Genomic DNA, 18,092 nt, shown 5'->3' with positions numbered 1-18,092 from the left:
CGGGACTACGGCGGTGGGGCACGGCCGACGGAGTCGCGGCCTCGGGCGGACGACGCGCCCCCTGATCGGGCCGCCCGGAAGGTATCCGGGCGGATGCGGTGACCGAAAAAGCAGGAGCCGCACACCGTTCACGGTGTGCGGCTCCGAATGCCTACCGGCGCAGCGGGTTTCAGCCGAGGCGCTCGATGATGGTGACGTTGGCCGTGCCGCCGCCCTCACAGATGGTGAGCATGCCGTAGCGACCGTTCACCCGCTCCAGCTCGTTGAGCAGCGAGGCGAAGAGCTTCGCGCCGGTGGCGCCCAGGGGGTGGCCCAGCGCGATCGCGCCGCCGTTGACGTTGACCTTGTCCGGATTCGCGCCGGTGTCCTTCAGCCAGGCCAGCACCACCGAGGCGAAGGCCTCGTTGATCTCGATGACATCCATGTCGTCGATGCTCAGGCCGGTCTTCTCCAGCGCCCACTTGGTGGCCGGGATCGGCGCGGTGAGCATCATGATCGGGTCCGCGCCGCGTGCGCTCACGTGGTGGATACGAGCGCGCGGGGTGAGGCCGTATTCCTGCACCGCCCACTCCGAGGCGAGCAGGGTGGCCGCGGATCCGTCGGAGATCTGGCTGGCGACCGCGGCGGTGATGCGGCTGCCCTCGGCCAGCGGCTTGAGCCCGGCCATCTTCTCCATGGTGGTCTCGCGCGGGCACTCGTCGATCCAGAAATCACCGACCGCGACGATCTCGCGATCGAACTTGCCGTCGACGATGGCCTTGCGGGCGCGCTCGTTGCTGCGCAACGCCCACTCCTCCATATCGGTGCGCGAGATGTCCCACTTCTCGGCGATCATGTTCGCCGAATTGAACTGCGACACTTCACCGGTGCCGTAGCGGTGGTCCCAGCCGTGCGCGCCCACGAACGGGCCCTCGAAGCCGTACTGCTGCCCAGCCAGCATGGCCGAGGAGATCGGGATGGCGCTCATGTTCTGGATGCCGCCCGCGACGATCACCTCGGCGGTGCCGGACATGATGGCCTGCGCGCCGAAGGAGATCGCCTGCTGCGAGGATCCGCACTGGCGGTCCACCGTCACGCCCGGCACCGATTCCGGGTAACCGGCCGCCAACCACGAAGAGCGAGCGATGTTTCCGGCCTGCGGGCCGATGGTGTCGCAGCAACCGAAGACCACGTCGTCGACGAACCTCGGGTCCAGCGTGCTGCGGCCCATGAGTCCCTTCAGCGCCGCCGCACCCAGATCGGCCGGGTGCACGCCGGCGAGCGAACCGCCGCGCTTGCCGACCGGCGTGCGCACGGCGTCGATGACATACGCCTCACGCACGGGCGAGTACTGACGGCGGGACGGTGCTGACATGTGAAACTCCTACTGCTGAAAGCTTCCGGGCTGTGTTGAGCTAGCTGCTGCGCTGATCGGGCGCGGTGAGCCCGTCCAGGACGATGGTCAGGTACTGCTTGGCCAGGCTGTCGACGGTGATCCGGCCGCCGGGCTGGTACCAGCGCACCGACACCCACACGGTGTCGCGCAGGAACCGGTAGGCCAGTTCGATATCGAGTTCCGCGCGGAAACTGCCGTCGGCGACGCCGGTGGTCAGCACCTGGTGCCACAGCTCGCGGAACTCCTTGTTGTACTCGTCGATGTAGCCGAATCGCGGTGTGCCGCTGAGACGTTTGGCTTCGGCCTGGTAGATGGCCACGGCGGCGTGCGAACGGTCGAACGATTCGTAGGAGGCGATCACCAGGGCCTCGAGGGTGTCGCGGGCCGGCAGGCCCGAGCCGACGATCTCCCGGTAGTGTCCGAACAGGTCGTCCAGGAAGCTGCGCAGAATTTCGTCCACCATCGCTTCCTTGGAATCGAAGTGGTGGTAGAGACTCCCCGATAGAATTCCCGCCGCGTCCGCAATGTCGCGGACCGTGGTGGCGCGTAGGCCACGCTCGGCGAACAGACCGGCTGCCAGGCCGAGCAGTTCGTTGCGTCGCGCCGATTTGGACGGGTCTGATGGTGGGGTCACCGCCCCAATATACAACCAAGCATTTGCTTGGTCGAGGGGAGTCCGACTCTCGTAGCTCTCAGGGGGGGGCTCCGCCCCCGAACCCCCGGGGTGAGCGTTCGGGGCTTCGCCCCGGACCCCGTTCAGGCTCCGCCCGGACCCTTTCGAGGCTTCACGCCGACCGCACCAACCTTCGGACCGCACGCAGACCTTCGCCCGGGACCCGGTTCGGGTCTCAGCGCACCGAGTAGCGCAGCGGGGACGATACGGATAAGTCGGCGAGTAGGCGGTCGCAGATTATTACCGGGGAAATTCCGGCTCGGGCCATTCTTGCCACGAGCGCCAGGCGTCGTTCCTGGCTGTCCCATTCGACGGTGAGGAGACCGCGGCCGGGGCCGGCATCGACCGTTGCCATGACGCGGGGTGGACCGCCGTCGGGGCTGGGTTCTTCGGTGATCTTGAGAATCATTCCGCGTTGCCAGGCTCGGTATGTCTCCATATCCGCGCCGATGACCAGTTTATCGGTGGCGGCGCATAATCCCTGCGCGATGACATCGGTGAAAGCGACGTGATCGACGCTGAGCCTGCCGCAGTCGCGCACCACCTCGAGTAGGTCGGAGCGCACTTCCCGCAGGAGCGCCGTCTGTCTTCGGCGCCGCTGCTCGGCTTCGGAATCTCCATGGCCCGCCTCACGCGCGAGGCCGATCCGATAGGCGCGCCGGCGGTCTCGCATCATGTCCCGGTTCAGGGCGCCGCGAGGATCGCGAGCGATATCGCTCTCGTCGACGGCGTGCTGCTCCAGGATCTGCGCGGCCCGCATCGCGGTGGCCCGCTCGGAGTCGTGTTCGAGCAATTCCGCACCCAATGTCAGTGCGGCCAGAACTACGTTGTCGAGCCTGCGGCGCGCGAGGACCACCTCGCGGACGAGCTCGAGTTCCAATTCCTCGCGGGCTTGTTCGTGGGTTGCTTCGTAACGGCGATCCGGACCCATGGGTCGTGCCCTTCGACTGTGCGGAACCGGCCTATCCCAGGATTGCACAGGGACACCGATAGCGCGCCAGCCTTTTTCCCCAGAAGGGCCCGCCGCGAATAAAAAGCGCTCCGCCGCGGCCTTCGGCACGCTCGGTGAGAAAAACTGCGACCCGTGGGCACGGCTTTCCACATCGGGCGAATGCACGAATTCGATTGCGCGGAGCGGTAATCAGCTCCGCTATCGGCAATCGCGGCGAAAGAGCTGTGGCCCCACCCGGTAATCGGGCGGGGCCACAGGTAAATACGGACTAAACGGACAGCACTCAGGCGCGCTGACTGGAGATGGAAACCACCTCACCCGTCAGGTACGAGGTGTAATCACTCGCCAGCATGGCGATGGTCGCCGCGACCTCCCACGGCTCGGCCGCGCGACCGAACGCCTCACCGGCGGCCAAGCGATCCAGCAGATCGCTCGAGGACACCTTGTCCAGGAACGCGTGCCGCGCGATGCTCGGGGCCACGGCATTGATCCGCACGCCGTACTCGGCGGCCTCGACGGCGCTGCATCGGGTCAGCGCCATGACGCCCGCCTTGGCCGCGGCGTAATGCGCCTGGCCGTGCTGCGCGCGCCAACCCAGCACGCTGGCGTTGTTGACCACGACGCCGCCGTGCCCGGCCTCGCGGAAGTACCGCAGCACCGCGCGGGTGGCGCGGAAGGTCCCGTTCAAGGTGATGTCCAGGACCTTGTCCCACTGCTCGTCGGTCATGTCCACGACCGGCGTCTCACCGCCCAGGCCGGCGTTGTTGACCATGATGTCGATCCGGCCCAGCGCCCGCACGGCCGCGGTGATCAACTGATCCACCTGTTCGGTGCTGCTCACGTCGCAGACCACGGAAGCGATTCTGCGGTCCGGGAATTCGGCCTTCAGCGCCTCTTCGGTCTCCTTGAGCCGACGCTCGTGCCAGTCCGACACGACGACATCCGCGCCCTCGGAGAGCAGGCGGCGCGCGGTCGCGGAACCGATGCCGGTACCCGCCGCCGCGGTGACGACCGCGGTCTTGCCCGCGAGCAGGTTGTGCCCCGTGACGATCTCGGGGGCGACGGACAGATCAACGGCGCCGGCTGGGCGTTCGCTGCGCTCACTCATGGACGAGCCTCTCGGGGAAGTCCGAGCACCCGCTCGGAGATGATATTGCGCTGCACTTCGTTGGACCCGCCGTAGATGGTGTCCGCACGAGTGAAGAGGAACATGCGCTGCCAGGCGTTGAGATCATCGCCCTCGGCGTCGGCGATCAGGCCGGGCGCGCCGAGCACGTCCATGGCCAGCTCGCCCAGATCGCGGTGCCAGTTGGCCCACAGCAGCTTGGTGACCGAGGCCTGACCGGCCGCGGTGCGGGCGTCGACGGATGCGCCGTCGTGTCCGGATTCGAGGGTGCGCAGCACATGGGCGCGCAGCACGCGCAGGCCCACCCACGCCTTGTCGAAGCGATCCGCGACCACCGCGTCGTCGATGGCGCCGTTCTTGCGGGCGACCGCCTCCAGGTCCGCGAGCTCACGCGCGTAGCGGATCTGCTGACCGACGGTGGAGATGCCACGCTCGAAGGTGAGCGTGCCCATCGCGACCTTCCACCCGTCTCCGGGCTGACCGACCACGAGATCGGCTGCGGTGCGGGCATTGTCGAAGTAGACCTCGTTGAATTCCGCGGTCCCGGTGAGCTGGATGATCGGCCGCACCTCGACGCCGGGCTGCTTCATCGGCACCAGGAGATAGGAGAGACCGTGGTGCCGGCTCGATCCCTTCTCCGTGCGCGCGACGACGAAGCACCAGTCCGACAGGTGCGCGAGCGAGGTCCAGACCTTCTGGCCGGTGATCGACCATTCGTCGCCGTCCAGGTACGCCGAGGTGGAGACCGCGGCGAGATCCGAGCCCGCGCCGGGTTCGGAATAGCCCTGGCACCACAGCTCGGTGACATTGCGGATGCCGGGCAGGAAGCGCTGCTTCTGCTCCTGCGTCCCGAAGGCGAGCACGGTCGGGCCGAGCAGTTCCTCACCGAGGTGCGAGACGCGGCTGGGCGCATCGGCCTTCGCGTATTCCTCGTGGAAGATGACCTGCTGTGCGAGGGTGGCGTCGCGGCCGCCCCACTCTTTCGGCCAGCCGAGGCAGGTGAGGCCCGCGGCGGCGAGGGCGCGGTCCCACTCGAGTCGCTCCTCGAAGGCTTCGTGCTCGCGGCCGGGGCCACCGAGTCCGCGCAGGTGGCTGAACTGTCCGTTCAGGGCTTCGGCGAGCCATTCCCGCACTTCGGAGCGGAAAGCGATATCCGCCTCGGAGGTTGTCCCGCTGGCCGGTTCGGGGGTCTGGATCATGCTCACCCCCGTAGAGTAACCTACCAAGCACTTGCTTGTTAGACCGATCCCAGACGCCGGAGGACCCCTGTGACATCCCCGCCACAGACCACACCGCTCGCCCTGCACGAGGCGGCCAGCGTCTTCGGCTCGGCGCCCGCCGTCGCCGACGGTGCCGTGCGCCTGAGTTGGACGCAACTGCTCGACTCGGTCCGCGAGACCGCCCGCGTGCTGATCGCGCGCGGCGTGCGGCGTGGCGACCGGATCGGCATCTGGGCTCCCAACACCCATCACTGGGTGACCGCGGTACTGGCCACCCACTACGTGGGCGCGGCCATCGTTCCCTTGAATACCCGGTACGTCGCCGACGAGGCCGCCGACGTGCTCGACCGCGTCGATGCCAAGGCGCTGTTCATCGCGGGCGCCTTCCTCGGCCGCGACCGGCTGGCCGAACTGCGCGCCGCCGCACCGCAACTGGCGATCGACACCGTCATCGTGATCCCCTCCGAGCGCGAGGAACCGGTCGCCGACGCCATCGTCTGGTCCGACCTGCCGAAGCTCGCCGAGGCCGTGAGCCTCGAGGACGTGATCGCGCGGGCCGAATCCGTCTCGCCGGACGACCTTTCCGACATCCTGTTCACCTCCGGCACCACCGGGCGCAGCAAGGGCACGCTGATCGCGCACCGCCAAGCGCTCGCGGGCGCGCGGGCCTGGACCGAGTGCTCGACGCTGAACAGCTCCGACCGGTATCTGGTGGTGCCGCCGTTCTTCCACAACTTCGGTTACAAGGCAGGCATTCTCGCCTGCCTTGTGACCGGCGCGGCCATCGTGCCGCAGGCCGTGTTCGACGTTCCCGAGACCATGCGACTGGTGCACGACGAGCGCATCACCGTGCTCACCGGGCCGCCGACCATCTACCAGACCATTCTCGAGCATCCCGCCCGCCACGACGCCGATCTCTCGACACTGCGGGTCGCGGTCACCGGTGCGGCCACCGTTCCGGTCGTGCTCATCGAGAGAATGCGCAGCGCACTGCAATTCGAGGTCGTGCTGACCGCCTATGGGCTGTCCGAGTCCGGCGGATTCGGCACCATGTGCCGACCCGAGGACTCCGCGGAGACCGTGGCCAACACCTGCGGACGCGCCATCGGCGACTTCGAGATCAAGCTGGCCGACAACGGCGAACTGCTGATCCGCGGCTCGCAGGTGATGCTCGGATACCTGGACGATCCACAGGCCACCGCGGACACCATCGACACCGATGGCTGGCTGCACACCGGTGACGTCGCCGTCATCGACGAGCGCGGATACCTGAAGATCACCGATCGGCTCAAGGATCTGTACATCTCCGGCGGGTTCAATGTGTATCCCGCCGAGGTCGAGCAGGCCCTGGCCCGGCTGGACGGGGTCGCCGAGACCGCGGTCATCGGGGTGGCGGACGAGCGCATGGGCGAGGTCGGCAAGGCCTTCGTGGTGCGCAAGCCCGGCGCGGAGCTGAGCGTCGATGACGTTGTCGCGCACGCCAAGCAACTGCTGGCCAACTTCAAGGTGCCGCGGTTCGTCGAGTTCCGCGATCAGCTGCCGTACAGCGCGGCCGGCAAGGTCCTCAAGCGAGAACTACGTGAGGAGAAGGCGTGAGCGCGCTCGAGCAGGCAACCCCGGGGCCCGTCCCCGACGAGGGTGAGGTCGTGCTCTACGAGAAGCGCGGGCCGATCGCCGTCGTCACCCTGAATCGACCGGACTACCGCAACGCGCAGAACTCGGTCATGACCTACGCGCTCGATGCCGCCTTCACCCGGGCCGTCGAGGACGCCGAGGTCAAGGTGATCGTACTGGCGGGCGCCGGAAAGCATTTCAGCGCCGGACACGATCTCGGCACGCCGGGGCGCGATCATCACATCAGCTACGAGAACAAGGCCGTCACCTGGTGGGACCATGTCGGCCGACCCGGCGGCGACCAGCGCTTCGCGCGCGAGTCCGAGGTCTACCTGGGCATGTGCCGCCGGTGGCGCGAGCTGCCCAAGCCGACCATCGCGATGGTGCAGGGCGCGTGCATCGCGGGGGCGCTCATGTTGGCCTGGTCGTGCGACATGATCGTGGCTTCCGAGGATGCGTTCTTCTCCGATCCTGTTGTGCGGATGGGCATTCCGGGGGTCGAGTACTTCGCGCACCCGTGGATGATCGGGCCGCGCCGGGCCAAGGAGATCCTGTTCACCGGTGAGCAGTTCAGCGCCGCGCAGGCCTATGACTGGGGCATGGTGAACCGGGTCGTGGCGCGGGAGGAGCTCGAGATCGAGACCTTCGCGCTCGCCGGGAAGATCTCGCAGATGCCGCAGTTCGGGTTGGCGCTGGCCAAGCGCGCGGTCAATCAGTGCGAGGACCTCATGGGTATGCGGTCGGGCATGGACTCGGTGTTCGGCCTGCACCATTTCGCACACGCACACAATGCCGAGGTCGACGCGGATTCGCTGGGCGGCATGAACATCAAGGCCATGAAGGCAGCGGCGGCGACTGCGGAATCCCGCAGCGCCGACACCGGCGCCGACACCCACACCGGCGCCGACACCGATACCGCCGCAGGCACCAAGACGAACGGGGCGAAATAAGTGGATCTCGAATTCGACGCCAAGACAGAGGAATTCCGGCGGGAGGTCCGGGAGTTCCTGGCCGCCAACGCTCCCGCCGCTCCCCTGCCGTCGATGGACACCGAGGAGGGCTTCGAGGCCCACCGCGCGTGGGAGGCGAAGCTCGCCGACGCCCGGCTCTCCTGTGTGGCCTGGCCCGCCGAATACGGCGGCCGGGATGCCTCGCTGACCGAATGGGTCATCTTCGAGGAGGAGTACTACGCCGCCGGTGCGCCCGGCCGCGTCTCGCAGAACGGCATCTTCCTGCTCGCGCCGACGCTCTTCGAGCACGGCTCCCCCGAGCAGCTGGCCCGCATTCTGCCGAGAATGGCTCGCGCCGACGATATCTGGGCACAGGCGTGGTCCGAGCCGGAGGCCGGTAGCGATCTGGCCGGCATCCGCTCCACCGCGACGCGCGGCGAGGGCGGCTGGATTCTCAACGGCCAGAAGACCTGGAGTTCCCGTGCCTCGTACGCGGATTGGGGCTTCGGCCTGTTCCGCAGCGATCCGGAGGCCGAGCGCCATCGCGGGCTCACCTACCTGATGTTCCCGCTCACGGCCGAGGGCGTCACCGTGCGCCCGATCGCCCAGCTGGACGGCGAGCCCGGGTTCGCGGAGATCTTCCTGGACAACGTGTTCGTGCCGGACTCCGACGTGATCGGTGAGGCGAACAACGGCTGGAAGGTCGCGATGGCGACCTCGAGCAACGAGCGCGGCCTGTCGCTGCGCAGCCCCGGCCGGTTCAATGCCACCGCCGCCAAGCTGATCGATCTGTGGCGCGCCACTGCCGCCGAGACCGACACCGCCCTGCGCGACCGCGTGGTGGAGGCCTGGGTCGGGGCCGAGGCCTACCGGCTCAATACCTGGGCCACCGTCACCCGTCTCGCCGACGGCGGGCAGCTCGGCGCGGAATCCTCGGTGAACAAGGTGTTCTGGTCCGAACTGGATATCGCCATGCACGAGACCGCGCTGGATCTGCACGGTGCCGCCGCCGAACAGGAATCGGCGTGGACCGACGGTTATCTCTTCTCGCTGGCGGGCCCGATCTACGCGGGCACCAACGAGATTCAACGCAACATCATCGCCGAACGCCTGCTCGGCCTGCCGCGCTGAGACCCTCGCGCCGAAAGAAGAGGACGACATGCGCTTCGCACTGACCGAAGAACAGATCGATTTCGCCGCCAGCCTGCGCAAGATGGGCGAGGCGGCCAAGACCCCCGGCGTCGTGCGCGCCTGGGGCGAGGGCGAATCCGCCACCGGGCTGGCGCTGATCCGCCAGCTCGCCGAGGCGGGCACGCTGGGACTCACCATCACCGAGGACAACGGCGGATTCGGCGCGGGTGCGCTGGAGTTGATCGTGGCGTTCACCGAGATCGGCCGGGCCGCCGTGCCCGGGCCGCTGGTGGAGACCGCCGCCGCGATTCCCGCACTGCTGCAGGCGCTTCCGGACGGCGCGCTCGCCGCGCGGTGGCTGCCGGAGTTCGCCGAGGGAGCCACGCTGGGGACCCTCGCGCTGGCCGTCGCGACCGGAACCGGGGTCGCCGCGAGCGGCGGTACCGCGGCCGGCGGCGCTCCCCTCGCCCTGGATGCCGACATCGCGGGCCTGGTGCTGATCGCGGAGGGTGATCGGGTTTCGGTCGCCACCGCGGGCGAGCCGGTCACCTCGATCGATGCCGCGCGCCGCCTGTTCCCGCTGCAGCCCAGCGAGGTGCTGGCCGAGGGTGAGGGCGTGCGCGAAGCCGTCGAAAAGGCCTTCGACACAGCGGCTCTCGCGACGGCGGCGCAGCTGCTCGGTGCGGGGCGCGCGCTGCTGGAGACGAGCGTCGACTATGTGAAGCAGCGCAAGCAGTTCGGCAAGCCGATCGGGCAGTACCAGTCGATCAAGCATCACCTGGCCAATGTGTCGATCGGACTGGAGATGGCGCAACCGCTGCTCTACCGGGCCGCGCTGACCCTGCAGGACGAGACCGATCCCGCAGTCCGCGCTCGGGATGTCTCCGCGGCCAAGCTCGCCTGCGGCGAAGCGGCGTACCAGGCCGCGCGCATCGGGCTCCAGGTGCACGGCGCGATCGGCTACACCGCCGAGTTCGACCTCTCGCTCTGGCTGACCAAGGTCACCGCACTGCGCTCGGCCTGGGGCACGCCGGATCTGCACCGCGCGCGCATCGCCGCCGCCCTGCGCGCGGAGACCGCCGGAGCGCCTGCGTGAAAGCGGTTGCGCCGCAGCATGACCACGGGTGCGCGTCGGCCGATGCGCACCCCGCCCGGTACCTCGACACGATGGGAGTGAATGCATGAGCATCACGGCCGAACAGCAGGAACTCGCGACCACCGTGCGTGCGGTGCTGAGCAAGCACGGCACCAGCGCGGCCATGCGGCGCGGGCTCGACGGCGAGAACGGGTACGACGCGGCGCTCTGGACGCTGCTGTGCGAGCAGGTCGGCGTCGCGGCGCTGGCGATTCCGGAGGAATTCGGCGGCGTCGGCGTCGGACTGGTCGAATCGTTGCTGGTTGTCGAGGAACTCGGGCGCACGCTGGCCGCGCCGCCGATGCTCGGTTCGGCCGTGCTCGGGGTGCAGGCGCTGCTGCTCGCGGGCGACGCCGAGGCCAACGAACGGCTGCTGCCCGGGGTGGCCGAGGGTGCGCGCACTCTCGCGGTGTGCTGGGCGGGCGCGAGTGGCTGGGACTCCTTCGGGGTCCGTTCCGACGGCGACACCGTCTCCGGCACTGCCCATTACGTGCTCGACGGCAGCGCGGACACCCTGCTGGTGGTGACCGCCGACGGCCTGCACGAGGTGGACGGTTCGGCCACCGGCATCACCCGCACGGTGGTGCCGGCCATGGACCCGACCCGTCGCCTCACCACGATCGAGTTCGATGCCGTCCCGGCCCGACGGCTCGGCGACCTCGATCTGGCTCGTCTGCGCGAAATCGGCTGGGCGGCAGTCGCTGCCGAGCAGCTCGGCGCGGCGGAGCAGTGCCTGGACCTGACGGTCGAGTACAGCAAGTCCCGCGTGCAGTTCGGCCGCCCGATCGGCAGCTTCCAGGCTCTCAAGCACCGCATGGCCGATATGTACGTGCTGGTCGAGTCCACCCGCTCGATCGTCTACCTGGCGATCGCGGGCCTCGCCGACGGCACCGCCGAACCCGTCGATGTCGCGGCTGCCCGCCTGCATGCCGTCACCGCACTCAACTCCGTGGTCTCGGAAACCGTCCAGATGCACGGCGGCATCGCCATCACCTGGGAGCACGACGCCCACCTGTTCTTCAAGCGCGCCCACGGCGACGCCCAGCTCTTCGGGGCGCCGAGCCGCCCGCTCCCCCGCCCGGCCTGACCGCACGCCCGGCCGGCGGCCGGGCGCAACAGTGGGGCTCGCCCTCCGCGAGCGGGCGCTGGGCCCCACCTCGGGTGGGCCGTGTTCTTCCCTTCGGGGATTGCCCACAAGACTCTGCCTCCACAGGCCGGGGACCGGGATCATCCCTGGTCCCCGGCCTGTGTCTTATTTCACGAGGTAAATATCGTTAGCCTATGTAAATACATAGTTAGCTTATGCAACAATCGTTGAGTGCAGCTGAAGCAGGCAACCGAGCCCACCTCCACCGAGGACCGACTGGTCGACGTAGTGGTCGCCGCGGCGCGGCTCACCCGCCTCACCGGAGCCATCGGCGGCGATGATCTGCCCCGTGCCGTTCTGCGGGCCCTCTCGACCCTCGACGAATACGGCGCGATGCGGATCAGCGAATTCGCACGGATCGACCGATGCTCTCAGCCGGCAGCAACGGCGCTGCTCGGACGGCTGGCCGAGGCCGGTCTGGCCACGCGGACGAAAGATCCCGACGACTCCAGAGCCGTGGTCGCCGAACTGACGCCCGCGGGCCGGGACCGGCTGGCCACCACCCGGGAACGCTTCGGAACCGCCCTGACGCGACGGCTCACGGATTTCGATCCGGAACGGCTGGCGCGCCTGGACCGCGAACTGCACGCACTCGTCGAAGCCCTGAAGACGCCTGACGCCTGAGCAGGACCCCGACATCTATCGACAACAGCTGGGACACAGCACGTCTCGTAGATGAGGACACACGCATGAGCACCTTGTCGGTCGCGCGGCCGGTAGCCGCCGAACCCGCAGCAAGCACACAACCCAAGGCCGTGTGGGCCGTCGCGTTCGCATCGGTGATCGCGTTCATGGGGATCGGCCTGGTCGACCCCATTCTCAAGCCGATCGGCGAGCAGTTGCACGCCTCGCCCTCGCAGGTGACGCTGCTGTTCACCAGTTACATGCTGGTGACGGGCGTGGCCATGCTGATCACGGGCGTGATCTCCAGCCGGTTCGGCGCCAAGAGGACACTGCTCGCAGGCCTCGGCATCATCATCGTATTCGCCGCTCTCGCAGGCAGTTCCGGCACCGTGGGCGAGATCGTCGGCTTCCGCGCGGGATGGGGGCTGGGCAACGCGCTGTTCATCGCGACGGCGCTGGCCACCATCGTCGGCGCGGCCAGCGGCGGGGTCGCCCGCGCCATCATCCTGTACGAGGCGGCGCTGGGCATCGGCATCGCTGCCGGGCCACTGGTGGGCGGATTCCTCGGCCACTTCAGCTGGCGCGCACCGTTCTTCGGTGTTTCGGTGCTGATGGCGATCGCCTTCGTCGGTCTGATCGTGCTGCTGCCCGAGGCCCCCAAACCCGCGCACGCCACCTCGATCACGGCGCCGTTCAAGGCCCTGACCTATCCCGGGCTGCTGCTGGTGAGCGTCACCGCGCTGCTCTACAACTACGGCTTCTTCACCCTGCTCGCCTACACCCCGTTCCCGCTGAACATGGGCACCTACGCGATCGGGTTCATCTTCTTCGGCTGGGGTCTGCTGCTGGCGTTCTCCTCGGTGTTCCTGGCTCCCCGGTTGCAGCGCGCCTTCGGCACGGTGCGAATGATGGCGATCGCACTCGGGTTGTTCGCCGCCGACCTCGGCGTCATGGCCGCCTTCGCCGAGCACAAGCCCGTGCTGATCATCGGCACCGTCCTGTCCGGACTGTTCCTCGGCGTCAACAACACCCTCATCACCGAGGCCGTCATGGAATCGGCCCCCGTCGAGCGCGCCACCGCCTCGGCCGCCTACAGCTTCGTCCGCTTCGCCGGTGGTGCGGCCGCCCCCTACCTGGCGGGCAAACTCGGCGAACACCACATGGCCCTCCCCTTCTGGGTCGGCGCGGCCTGCACGGCAGCCGCCGTGGCAGTCCTACTCTCGGGCCGAAAGCTGCTGTCCCACATGGACGACCGCGCCCCCGCCACCCACACCCCGGCAGAGGCCCAAGCCATCGCCCTCGGCGACGACTGAGCCCAGCCCCATCTGATCCGAGCACGGCGTCCGGCACCACGGACGCCGTTCCCATTTCACTCTCCCAGCCGCGAATACGGCCGCGACCACATCCCCTGACCGAAGTGCCTGAATCTCTGCGCGATTCGGTGAGCCGCAAGAGGGTTGGTCAGGGGTGGAGAACTTCGACTTCGCGGACGGGGGGTTTGCGGGCGAACTTGACTCGGAGGGGGTAGAGGGCGGCTACGAATGCGAGGCTGGCGGTGGAGGCCAGGAGTTGGGGGCGTTGGTCGGGGTTGCGGGCCATGGCGATGAAGACGGCGGCGATGGCGAGGATGACGAGCCAGCTGATGTAGGGGTAGCCCCACATGCGGTAGGTGAGGGCCGACGGGTCTTCGCGGCGCAGGCGGGCTCGGAGTCGCAACTGGGAGAACATGATTGCCACGTACACGAATGCCAGCACGACGCCGATGGAGTTGACCAGGAACGTGAAGACCTGGTCGGGGGAAACGTAGGAGGCGACGACCGCGCCCCAGGCCGCGACGGTGCCGAGCAGGACCGCGCGGGCGGGAACGCCGCGCTTGTTGACCTTGACCAGGGCCGCGGGTGCGTCGCCGTCGCGGGTCAGGACGTAGAGCATGCGGGAGGAGACGTAGATGGCGGAGTTCAGGACGGACAGGACCGCCGTGAGGATGACCACCTGCATGATCGTCGCCGCGGCGGGCACGCCCATGTGATCGAGGGCGCTGACGAACGGACTCCGCAGCACCTCGGCGTCGTTCCACGGCAGGATCGTCACCACCAGGAAGATGGACGCCACGTAGAACAGGCCCACCCGCCACAGCACATTGTTGGTGGCGCGGGCGACGGCCTGCCCGGGTTCACGGGATTCGGCCGCGGCGACCGTCACGATCTCGGTGCCGCCGAAGGCGAACATCACCACCACGATCGCGGAGAAGATGCCGGCGACACCGTTGGGCGCGAATCCGCCGTGCCCGGTGAGGTTTCCGAACCCGCTCTCGGCATCGGGCCAGAGCCCGAACACCCAGGCCGCGCCCATGGCCAGGAAGACCACGATCGCCACGACCTTGATCGAGGCGAACCAGAATTCGAACTCGCCGAACGACCGCACCGACACCAGATTGACCGAGGTCATCACCACCAGCAGCCCGGCCGAGAGCGTCCACTGCGGCAGCTCGATCCAGTTGGCCAGGATCGCCGCGCCCGCAACGGCCTCCGCGCCGACCAGGATGACGTACAGATACCAGTACAGCCAGCCGATGGTGAAGCCCGCGAACGGCCCCAGCGCCATGCGCGAGTACTCGGCCAGCGAGCCCGCGACCGGTCGGGCCACCACCATTTCCCCCAGCGCCCGCATGACGCACAGCACCAGCAGCCCGGCGGCGCCGTAGGACACGATGGCGGCCGGTCCGGCGGTCCCGATCACCGAGCCGCTGCCCACGAACAAGCCCGCGCCGATCGCGCCGCCGATCGCCAGCATCGTCATGTGGCGGCGGCGCAGGCCGGTCCGCAGTCCCGGCTGCCGCGTCTCGTCCAACGCGCCGGTGCTGCTCGGTTCCGACATTTCTCCGCCTCGATCCTGTTGCCCCGATGTTGCCGACCCACCCTATCGAGGCTGGTCAGCCGAACAGAATCGCAGGTACGGGCAACTTTGACGGTCGACGCCGGAGATGAGCGAATTGCGTTCCACGGCTGCCCCTTCGGCTCGGGAGTAACGTCGAAAAGATGACCGAACCGAACAACGGGCAGGTACGCGTCGAACCGTGTGCCAAGCGGGTGCGCGCCTATCTGGGCGGCCATCTCGCCGTCGACAGCGTCCAACCCCGGCTGGTGTGGGAACACCCCTACTACCCCACCTACTACCTGCCCGCCGCCGACGTGCGAGGCAAGCTGGAGCCGACCGGCAAGACCCACCATTCGCGCGAGCGCGGCGACGGCATCGAGTTCGATCTGGTCACCGAGGATGTGACCGCCCCCGGCGCGGCCGTGTCCTATCCCGACTCCCCCGTCGAGGAATTGCGCGGCCTGGTCCGGGTCGACTTCGAGGCCATGGACGAATGGTTCGAGGAGGACGAGCCGATCTATGTGCACCCGCGCGACCCGTACACCCGGGTGGACATTCTGGCCAGCTCCCGGCACATCCGCGTGGAGTTGAACGGTGAGACCCTCGCGGACTCGCACTCGCCCCGCATTCTGTTCGAGACCGGCCTGCCCGCGCGCTACTACCTGCCGCTCACCGATGTGCGCATGGAACTGCTGCGCCCCTCCGGCACCCAGACCCGCTGCCCGTACAAGGGCACCGCCGCGTACTTCTCGATCCGGCTCGGCGACACCGACCACCCCGACCTGGTCTGGATCTACCGCACGCCACTGCCGGAGAGCCAGAAGATCGCCGGCCTCGCCTGTTTCTACAACGAGAAGCTCGACATCTGGATCGACGGCGAACTACAGCCCCGCCCGGTGAGCAAGTTCAGCTGAGGCGCCGAAAACCTCAGTCCCCCAGCAGCTCCGACACCAGTCGGGGCAGCGCCGCCCCGATCGGCTCGCGCACGATCTCGGCGGCGTAGACGTCGTACGGGGTCGGCTCGGCGTTCACGATGACCAGCTGCGCCCCGGAGTCCACGGCGACCGCGCACATCGAGGCGGCCGGTTCCACCTGCAGGGAGGTGCCGACCGCCAGGAACAGTTCGCTGGTCTCGGCGATCTGCACGGCCGAGCGAATGGCGACCGGATCCAGGTGCTGACCGAACATGACAACGGCCGCCTTCAGGATGCCGTCGCAGTCGGGACAGGCCGGATCCGGATCACCCGCGGCGACCCGTTCGAGCGTGTCGGCCATCGACGCGGTGTACCCGCAGTCGATGCAGACCACCTCGAACATATTGCCGTGGATCTCGACCACCGACTCCGAGCCCGCGCGCTGATGCAGCCGGTCGATGTTCTGGGTGATGATCGCGACCTCACGCCCCGCCGAAGCCAGCCGCACCAGCGCCTGATGCGCCGAATTCGGTGTCGCGCGCCAGGCGGGATTGTCGCGGCGCGCCACCCAGGACCGCACCCGCAATTCCGGATCCGACACGTAGTTCTGGTACGTGGAAAGCAATTCCGCGATGGGGTCGCTGGTCCACACTCCGCGTGGCCCGCGAAAATCCGGGATGCCCGAATCGGTGGAGATGCCCGCCCCGGTGAGCACCCCGATCGGACCTTTGCGCGTACGCCAATCCGTCATTCGCTTCAGCGTATGCCGATCCGGTGTCGGCGGCCAGGACTTTTCCTCGCGACATCGGGCAGCGGCTCCGAAAAGCACAGGTAGACCAGGCGACTCATGCCGACGATCGCGTCAGACCGCGATGACGGACGGTTTGTCCTCCGCCCGACGGTATTGCCCCGGCGCCTGCCCGTATTCGCGTTTGAATGCCTTGGCGAACGCGAATTCGCTTTGATAGCCGACTTTTCGGGCGACGCTCGCCAGCGGGATATCGGTCTCGCGCAACAGCCGTGCGGCGGAAAGCATGCGCCACCGCGTGACATACGACAGCGGCGGCTCCCCCACCGTCGCGGTGAATCGCCTGGCCAGCGTCGCCCGCGAAACTCCGGCGATGACTCCCAATTCCGGTACGGTCCATGATCTTTCGGGCTCACCGTGAATGGCGTGCAGGGCGGCCGCCACGGCCGGATCGGTGAACGCACCCGCCCACCCGGGCGATTCGCGCTCGACCTCGGCCTGCTCGTCGAACCAGGCACGCAGCATGAACAGCAGCAGGGTGTCCAGCAGTGCCGGAATCGCGGCATCGGTTCCCGGGCGCGGTTCGGCGATCTCGGCGGCGAGCAGATCCACCGCGGCCCGCAGCGCCGGATGCCGTCCGGGCCGGGCGGGCAGATGAATGAATTCGGGCAGCTCGTCGAGCAGCGGATGACTGCGCGACCGCCCGAGCTCGTAGGCCCCGCAGACCAGCGCCGCACGCACGCCGGGTCCGGTGATCTCGCGTGGCTCGCCCGGGCGCGCGACCTCCGTGATCGGCGTGTCCAGACTGTCCACGAGAACATGGTTCGCGCCGCGCGGCATGAACAGCACATCCCCCGGACCCAGTGCGATCGACTCCCCCTCGGGCGGCACCATCCAGCACGAACCCTGCAGCATCACATGGAATCCCGCGCCCGGCACGACCGGATACCGCCGCCCCCACGGCGCGTGCCTGACGAACATTCCGGACGCCGGATTACCGGTCCGGATGGCCGCGATGGTTTCGCTGAGAATGTCCACATGGACACCATACCGCTCGGCGATCGAGTGTTTCAGACATCGATATCGCCAGGTGAATGCCCGGTCTCATCAAGTACGGCACCGACGTTCACACGCCGGGTACGCACGACGACGCCCCCGTCTCGAGGGAAATACAGTGTCGGCATGAGCGATGACCGCCCGGAACTGGCCGCAGAACTCGATCTCCAACCACATCCCGAAGGCGGCTGGTTTCGCGAAACCTGGCGCAGCGGGGTCGAATTCGCCCCCGAGGGCTACGACGGCCCGCGCGCGAGCGCGACCGCGATCTACTTCCTGCTGCTGCCCGGCGAGAAATCCGCACCGCACACGGTGCGCTCGGACGAGATCTGGATGTGGCATCGGGGCGGCCCGCTGCTGCTGAACATCGGGGGCGAGGAGATCGTCCTCGGTCCCGATGTCGAGCAGGGGCAGCGGCCCCAGGCGGTGGTCCCCGGTGGGGTGAGCCAGGCCGCCCGCCCGGCGGGAGCGGAGTACACACTGGTGAGCTGTGTCGTCGCACCGGGTTTCGACTTCGCCGACTTCCGGCTCGACTGAGCCGGGGCACATT

At 68.3% G+C, this 18,092-nt stretch carries 17 protein-coding genes; 9 read left to right on the top strand and 8 right to left on the bottom strand.

Annotated elements, in window-relative coordinates; translation table 11 throughout:
• Positions 1-169 precede the first annotated feature (169 nt).
• The 5 genes from NJ1_RS25360 to NJ1_RS25340 form a co-directional block, all read right to left on the bottom strand.
• Positions 170-1,354: an acetyl-CoA C-acetyltransferase gene (locus tag NJ1_RS25360; RefSeq protein WP_067698694.1), complete on the bottom strand. Its 1,185-nt coding sequence runs from the start codon at positions 1,352-1,354 to the stop codon at positions 170-172.
• A 40-nt stretch (positions 1,355-1,394) separates the two neighbouring features.
• Complete coding sequence (locus tag NJ1_RS25355) at positions 1,395-2,018, bottom strand: TetR/AcrR family transcriptional regulator (protein WP_157574201.1); 624 nt, start codon at positions 2,016-2,018, stop codon at positions 1,395-1,397.
• Between the two features lie 205 nt (positions 2,019-2,223).
• Entirely contained in the window at positions 2,224-2,979 is a 756-nt protein-coding gene (locus NJ1_RS25350; RefSeq protein WP_067698690.1) for a hypothetical protein, read from the bottom strand.
• A gap of 304 nt (positions 2,980-3,283) precedes the next feature.
• Positions 3,284-4,108 carry an SDR family oxidoreductase gene (locus NJ1_RS25345; protein ID WP_067698688.1) on the bottom strand — a complete coding sequence of 275 codons (825 nt, stop codon included), beginning with the start codon at positions 4,106-4,108 and terminating at the stop codon, positions 3,284-3,286.
• A complete protein-coding gene (locus NJ1_RS25340; protein ID WP_067698834.1) occupies positions 4,105-5,325 on the bottom strand; it encodes an acyl-CoA dehydrogenase family protein in 1,221 nt (406 codons plus the stop codon). The genes NJ1_RS25345 and NJ1_RS25340 overlap by 4 nt, the downstream gene beginning before the upstream one ends.
• Positions 5,326-5,394: 69 nt before the next feature.
• Between NJ1_RS25340 and NJ1_RS25335 the strand changes: the two genes are divergently transcribed.
• The 7 genes from NJ1_RS25335 to NJ1_RS25305 all read left to right on the top strand — a co-directional run bounded on the left by NJ1_RS25335 (position 5,395) and on the right by NJ1_RS25305 (position 13,260).
• A complete protein-coding gene (locus tag NJ1_RS25335) occupies positions 5,395-6,942 on the top strand; it encodes a FadD3 family acyl-CoA ligase (protein WP_067698686.1) in 1,548 nt (515 codons plus the stop codon).
• The gene (locus tag NJ1_RS25330; protein ID WP_084478793.1) at positions 6,939-7,910 is read left to right on the top strand and encodes an enoyl-CoA hydratase; all 972 of its coding nucleotides are present in this window, start codon (positions 6,939-6,941) and stop codon (positions 7,908-7,910) included. Before NJ1_RS25335 ends, NJ1_RS25330 begins: the two co-directional genes overlap by 4 nt.
• Positions 7,911-9,041 (top strand): acyl-CoA dehydrogenase family protein, encoded by a 1,131-nt coding sequence (locus NJ1_RS25325; protein ID WP_067698684.1) that lies wholly within the window; start codon positions 7,911-7,913, stop codon positions 9,039-9,041.
• 28 nt (positions 9,042-9,069) lie between these two features.
• Entirely contained in the window at positions 9,070-10,137 is a 1,068-nt protein-coding gene (locus tag NJ1_RS25320; protein ID WP_067698682.1) for an acyl-CoA dehydrogenase family protein, read from the top strand.
• An 85-nt stretch (positions 10,138-10,222) separates the two neighbouring features.
• On the top strand, positions 10,223-11,263 hold the full coding sequence (locus NJ1_RS25315; RefSeq protein WP_067698681.1) for an acyl-CoA dehydrogenase family protein: 1,041 nt from the start codon (positions 10,223-10,225) through the stop codon (positions 11,261-11,263).
• Between the two features lie 231 nt (positions 11,264-11,494).
• The gene (locus NJ1_RS25310; RefSeq protein WP_067698679.1) at positions 11,495-11,947 is read left to right on the top strand and encodes a MarR family winged helix-turn-helix transcriptional regulator; all 453 of its coding nucleotides are present in this window, start codon (positions 11,495-11,497) and stop codon (positions 11,945-11,947) included.
• Positions 11,948-12,012: 65 nt separating this feature from the next.
• Positions 12,013-13,260 (top strand): MFS transporter, encoded by a 1,248-nt coding sequence (locus NJ1_RS25305; protein WP_067698677.1) that lies wholly within the window; start codon positions 12,013-12,015, stop codon positions 13,258-13,260.
• A 148-nt stretch (positions 13,261-13,408) separates the two neighbouring features.
• Here the strand turns inward: NJ1_RS25305 and NJ1_RS25300 are convergent, their stop codons facing one another.
• Positions 13,409-14,824, bottom strand: a complete 1,416-nt coding sequence (locus tag NJ1_RS25300; RefSeq protein WP_067698675.1) for an amino acid permease — start codon at positions 14,822-14,824, stop codon at positions 13,409-13,411.
• Positions 14,825-14,985: 161 nt separating this feature from the next.
• On the opposite strand from NJ1_RS25300, the gene NJ1_RS25295 reads away from it, so the two are divergent.
• Positions 14,986-15,738, top strand: coding sequence for a DUF427 domain-containing protein (locus tag NJ1_RS25295; RefSeq protein ID WP_067698672.1), 753 nt, complete (start codon positions 14,986-14,988; stop codon positions 15,736-15,738).
• Positions 15,739-15,751: 13 nt separating this feature from the next.
• Here the strand turns inward: NJ1_RS25295 and NJ1_RS25290 are convergent, their stop codons facing one another.
• Both NJ1_RS25290 and NJ1_RS25285 read right to left on the bottom strand, forming a co-directional pair.
• Positions 15,752-16,489: an SIR2 family NAD-dependent protein deacylase gene (locus tag NJ1_RS25290; protein ID WP_067698670.1), complete on the bottom strand. Its 738-nt coding sequence runs from the start codon at positions 16,487-16,489 to the stop codon at positions 15,752-15,754.
• Between the two features lie 111 nt (positions 16,490-16,600).
• Positions 16,601-17,524, bottom strand: a complete 924-nt coding sequence (locus tag NJ1_RS25285; RefSeq protein WP_067698669.1) for an AraC family transcriptional regulator — start codon at positions 17,522-17,524, stop codon at positions 16,601-16,603.
• A gap of 144 nt (positions 17,525-17,668) precedes the next feature.
• Between NJ1_RS25285 and NJ1_RS25280 the strand changes: the two genes are divergently transcribed.
• Positions 17,669-18,079, top strand: coding sequence for a cupin domain-containing protein (locus tag NJ1_RS25280; RefSeq protein WP_067698667.1), 411 nt, complete (start codon positions 17,669-17,671; stop codon positions 18,077-18,079).
• The last annotated feature ends 13 nt before the right edge of the window (positions 18,080-18,092 follow it).

The organism is Nocardia jejuensis NBRC 103114 (genome assembly GCF_001613145.1).
Lineage (GTDB): Bacteria > Actinomycetota > Actinomycetes > Mycobacteriales > Mycobacteriaceae > Nocardia > Nocardia jejuensis.
The sequence above is the reverse complement of the archived record's forward strand: the minus strand, read 5'-3'. Positions and strand labels throughout refer to the sequence as shown.

Bases quoted from the DNA above. Each gene is read 5' to 3' on its own strand.
- NJ1_RS25340 (WP_067698834.1), bottom strand. From the start codon at position 5,325: ATGATCCAGACCCCCGAACCGGCCAGCGGGACAACCTCCGAGGCGGAT.
- NJ1_RS25350 (WP_067698690.1), bottom strand. From the start codon at position 2,979: ATGGGTCCGGATCGCCGTTACGAAGCAACCCACGAACAAGCCCGCGAG.
- NJ1_RS25305 (WP_067698677.1), top strand. From the start codon at position 12,013: ATGAGCACCTTGTCGGTCGCGCGGCCGGTAGCCGCCGAACCCGCAGCA.
- NJ1_RS25320 (WP_067698682.1), top strand. From the start codon at position 9,070: ATGCGCTTCGCACTGACCGAAGAACAGATCGATTTCGCCGCCAGCCTG.
- NJ1_RS25280 (WP_067698667.1), top strand. From the start codon at position 17,669: ATGAGCGATGACCGCCCGGAACTGGCCGCAGAACTCGATCTCCAACCA.
- NJ1_RS25290 (WP_067698670.1), bottom strand. From the start codon at position 16,489: ATGACGGATTGGCGTACGCGCAAAGGTCCGATCGGGGTGCTCACCGGG.
- NJ1_RS25315 (WP_067698681.1), top strand. From the start codon at position 10,223: ATGAGCATCACGGCCGAACAGCAGGAACTCGCGACCACCGTGCGTGCG.
- NJ1_RS25360 (WP_067698694.1), bottom strand. From the start codon at position 1,354: ATGTCAGCACCGTCCCGCCGTCAGTACTCGCCCGTGCGTGAGGCGTAT.
- NJ1_RS25300 (WP_067698675.1), bottom strand. From the start codon at position 14,824: ATGTCGGAACCGAGCAGCACCGGCGCGTTGGACGAGACGCGGCAGCCG.
- NJ1_RS25345 (WP_067698688.1), bottom strand. From the start codon at position 4,108: ATGAGTGAGCGCAGCGAACGCCCAGCCGGCGCCGTTGATCTGTCCGTC.
- NJ1_RS25295 (WP_067698672.1), top strand. From the start codon at position 14,986: ATGACCGAACCGAACAACGGGCAGGTACGCGTCGAACCGTGTGCCAAG.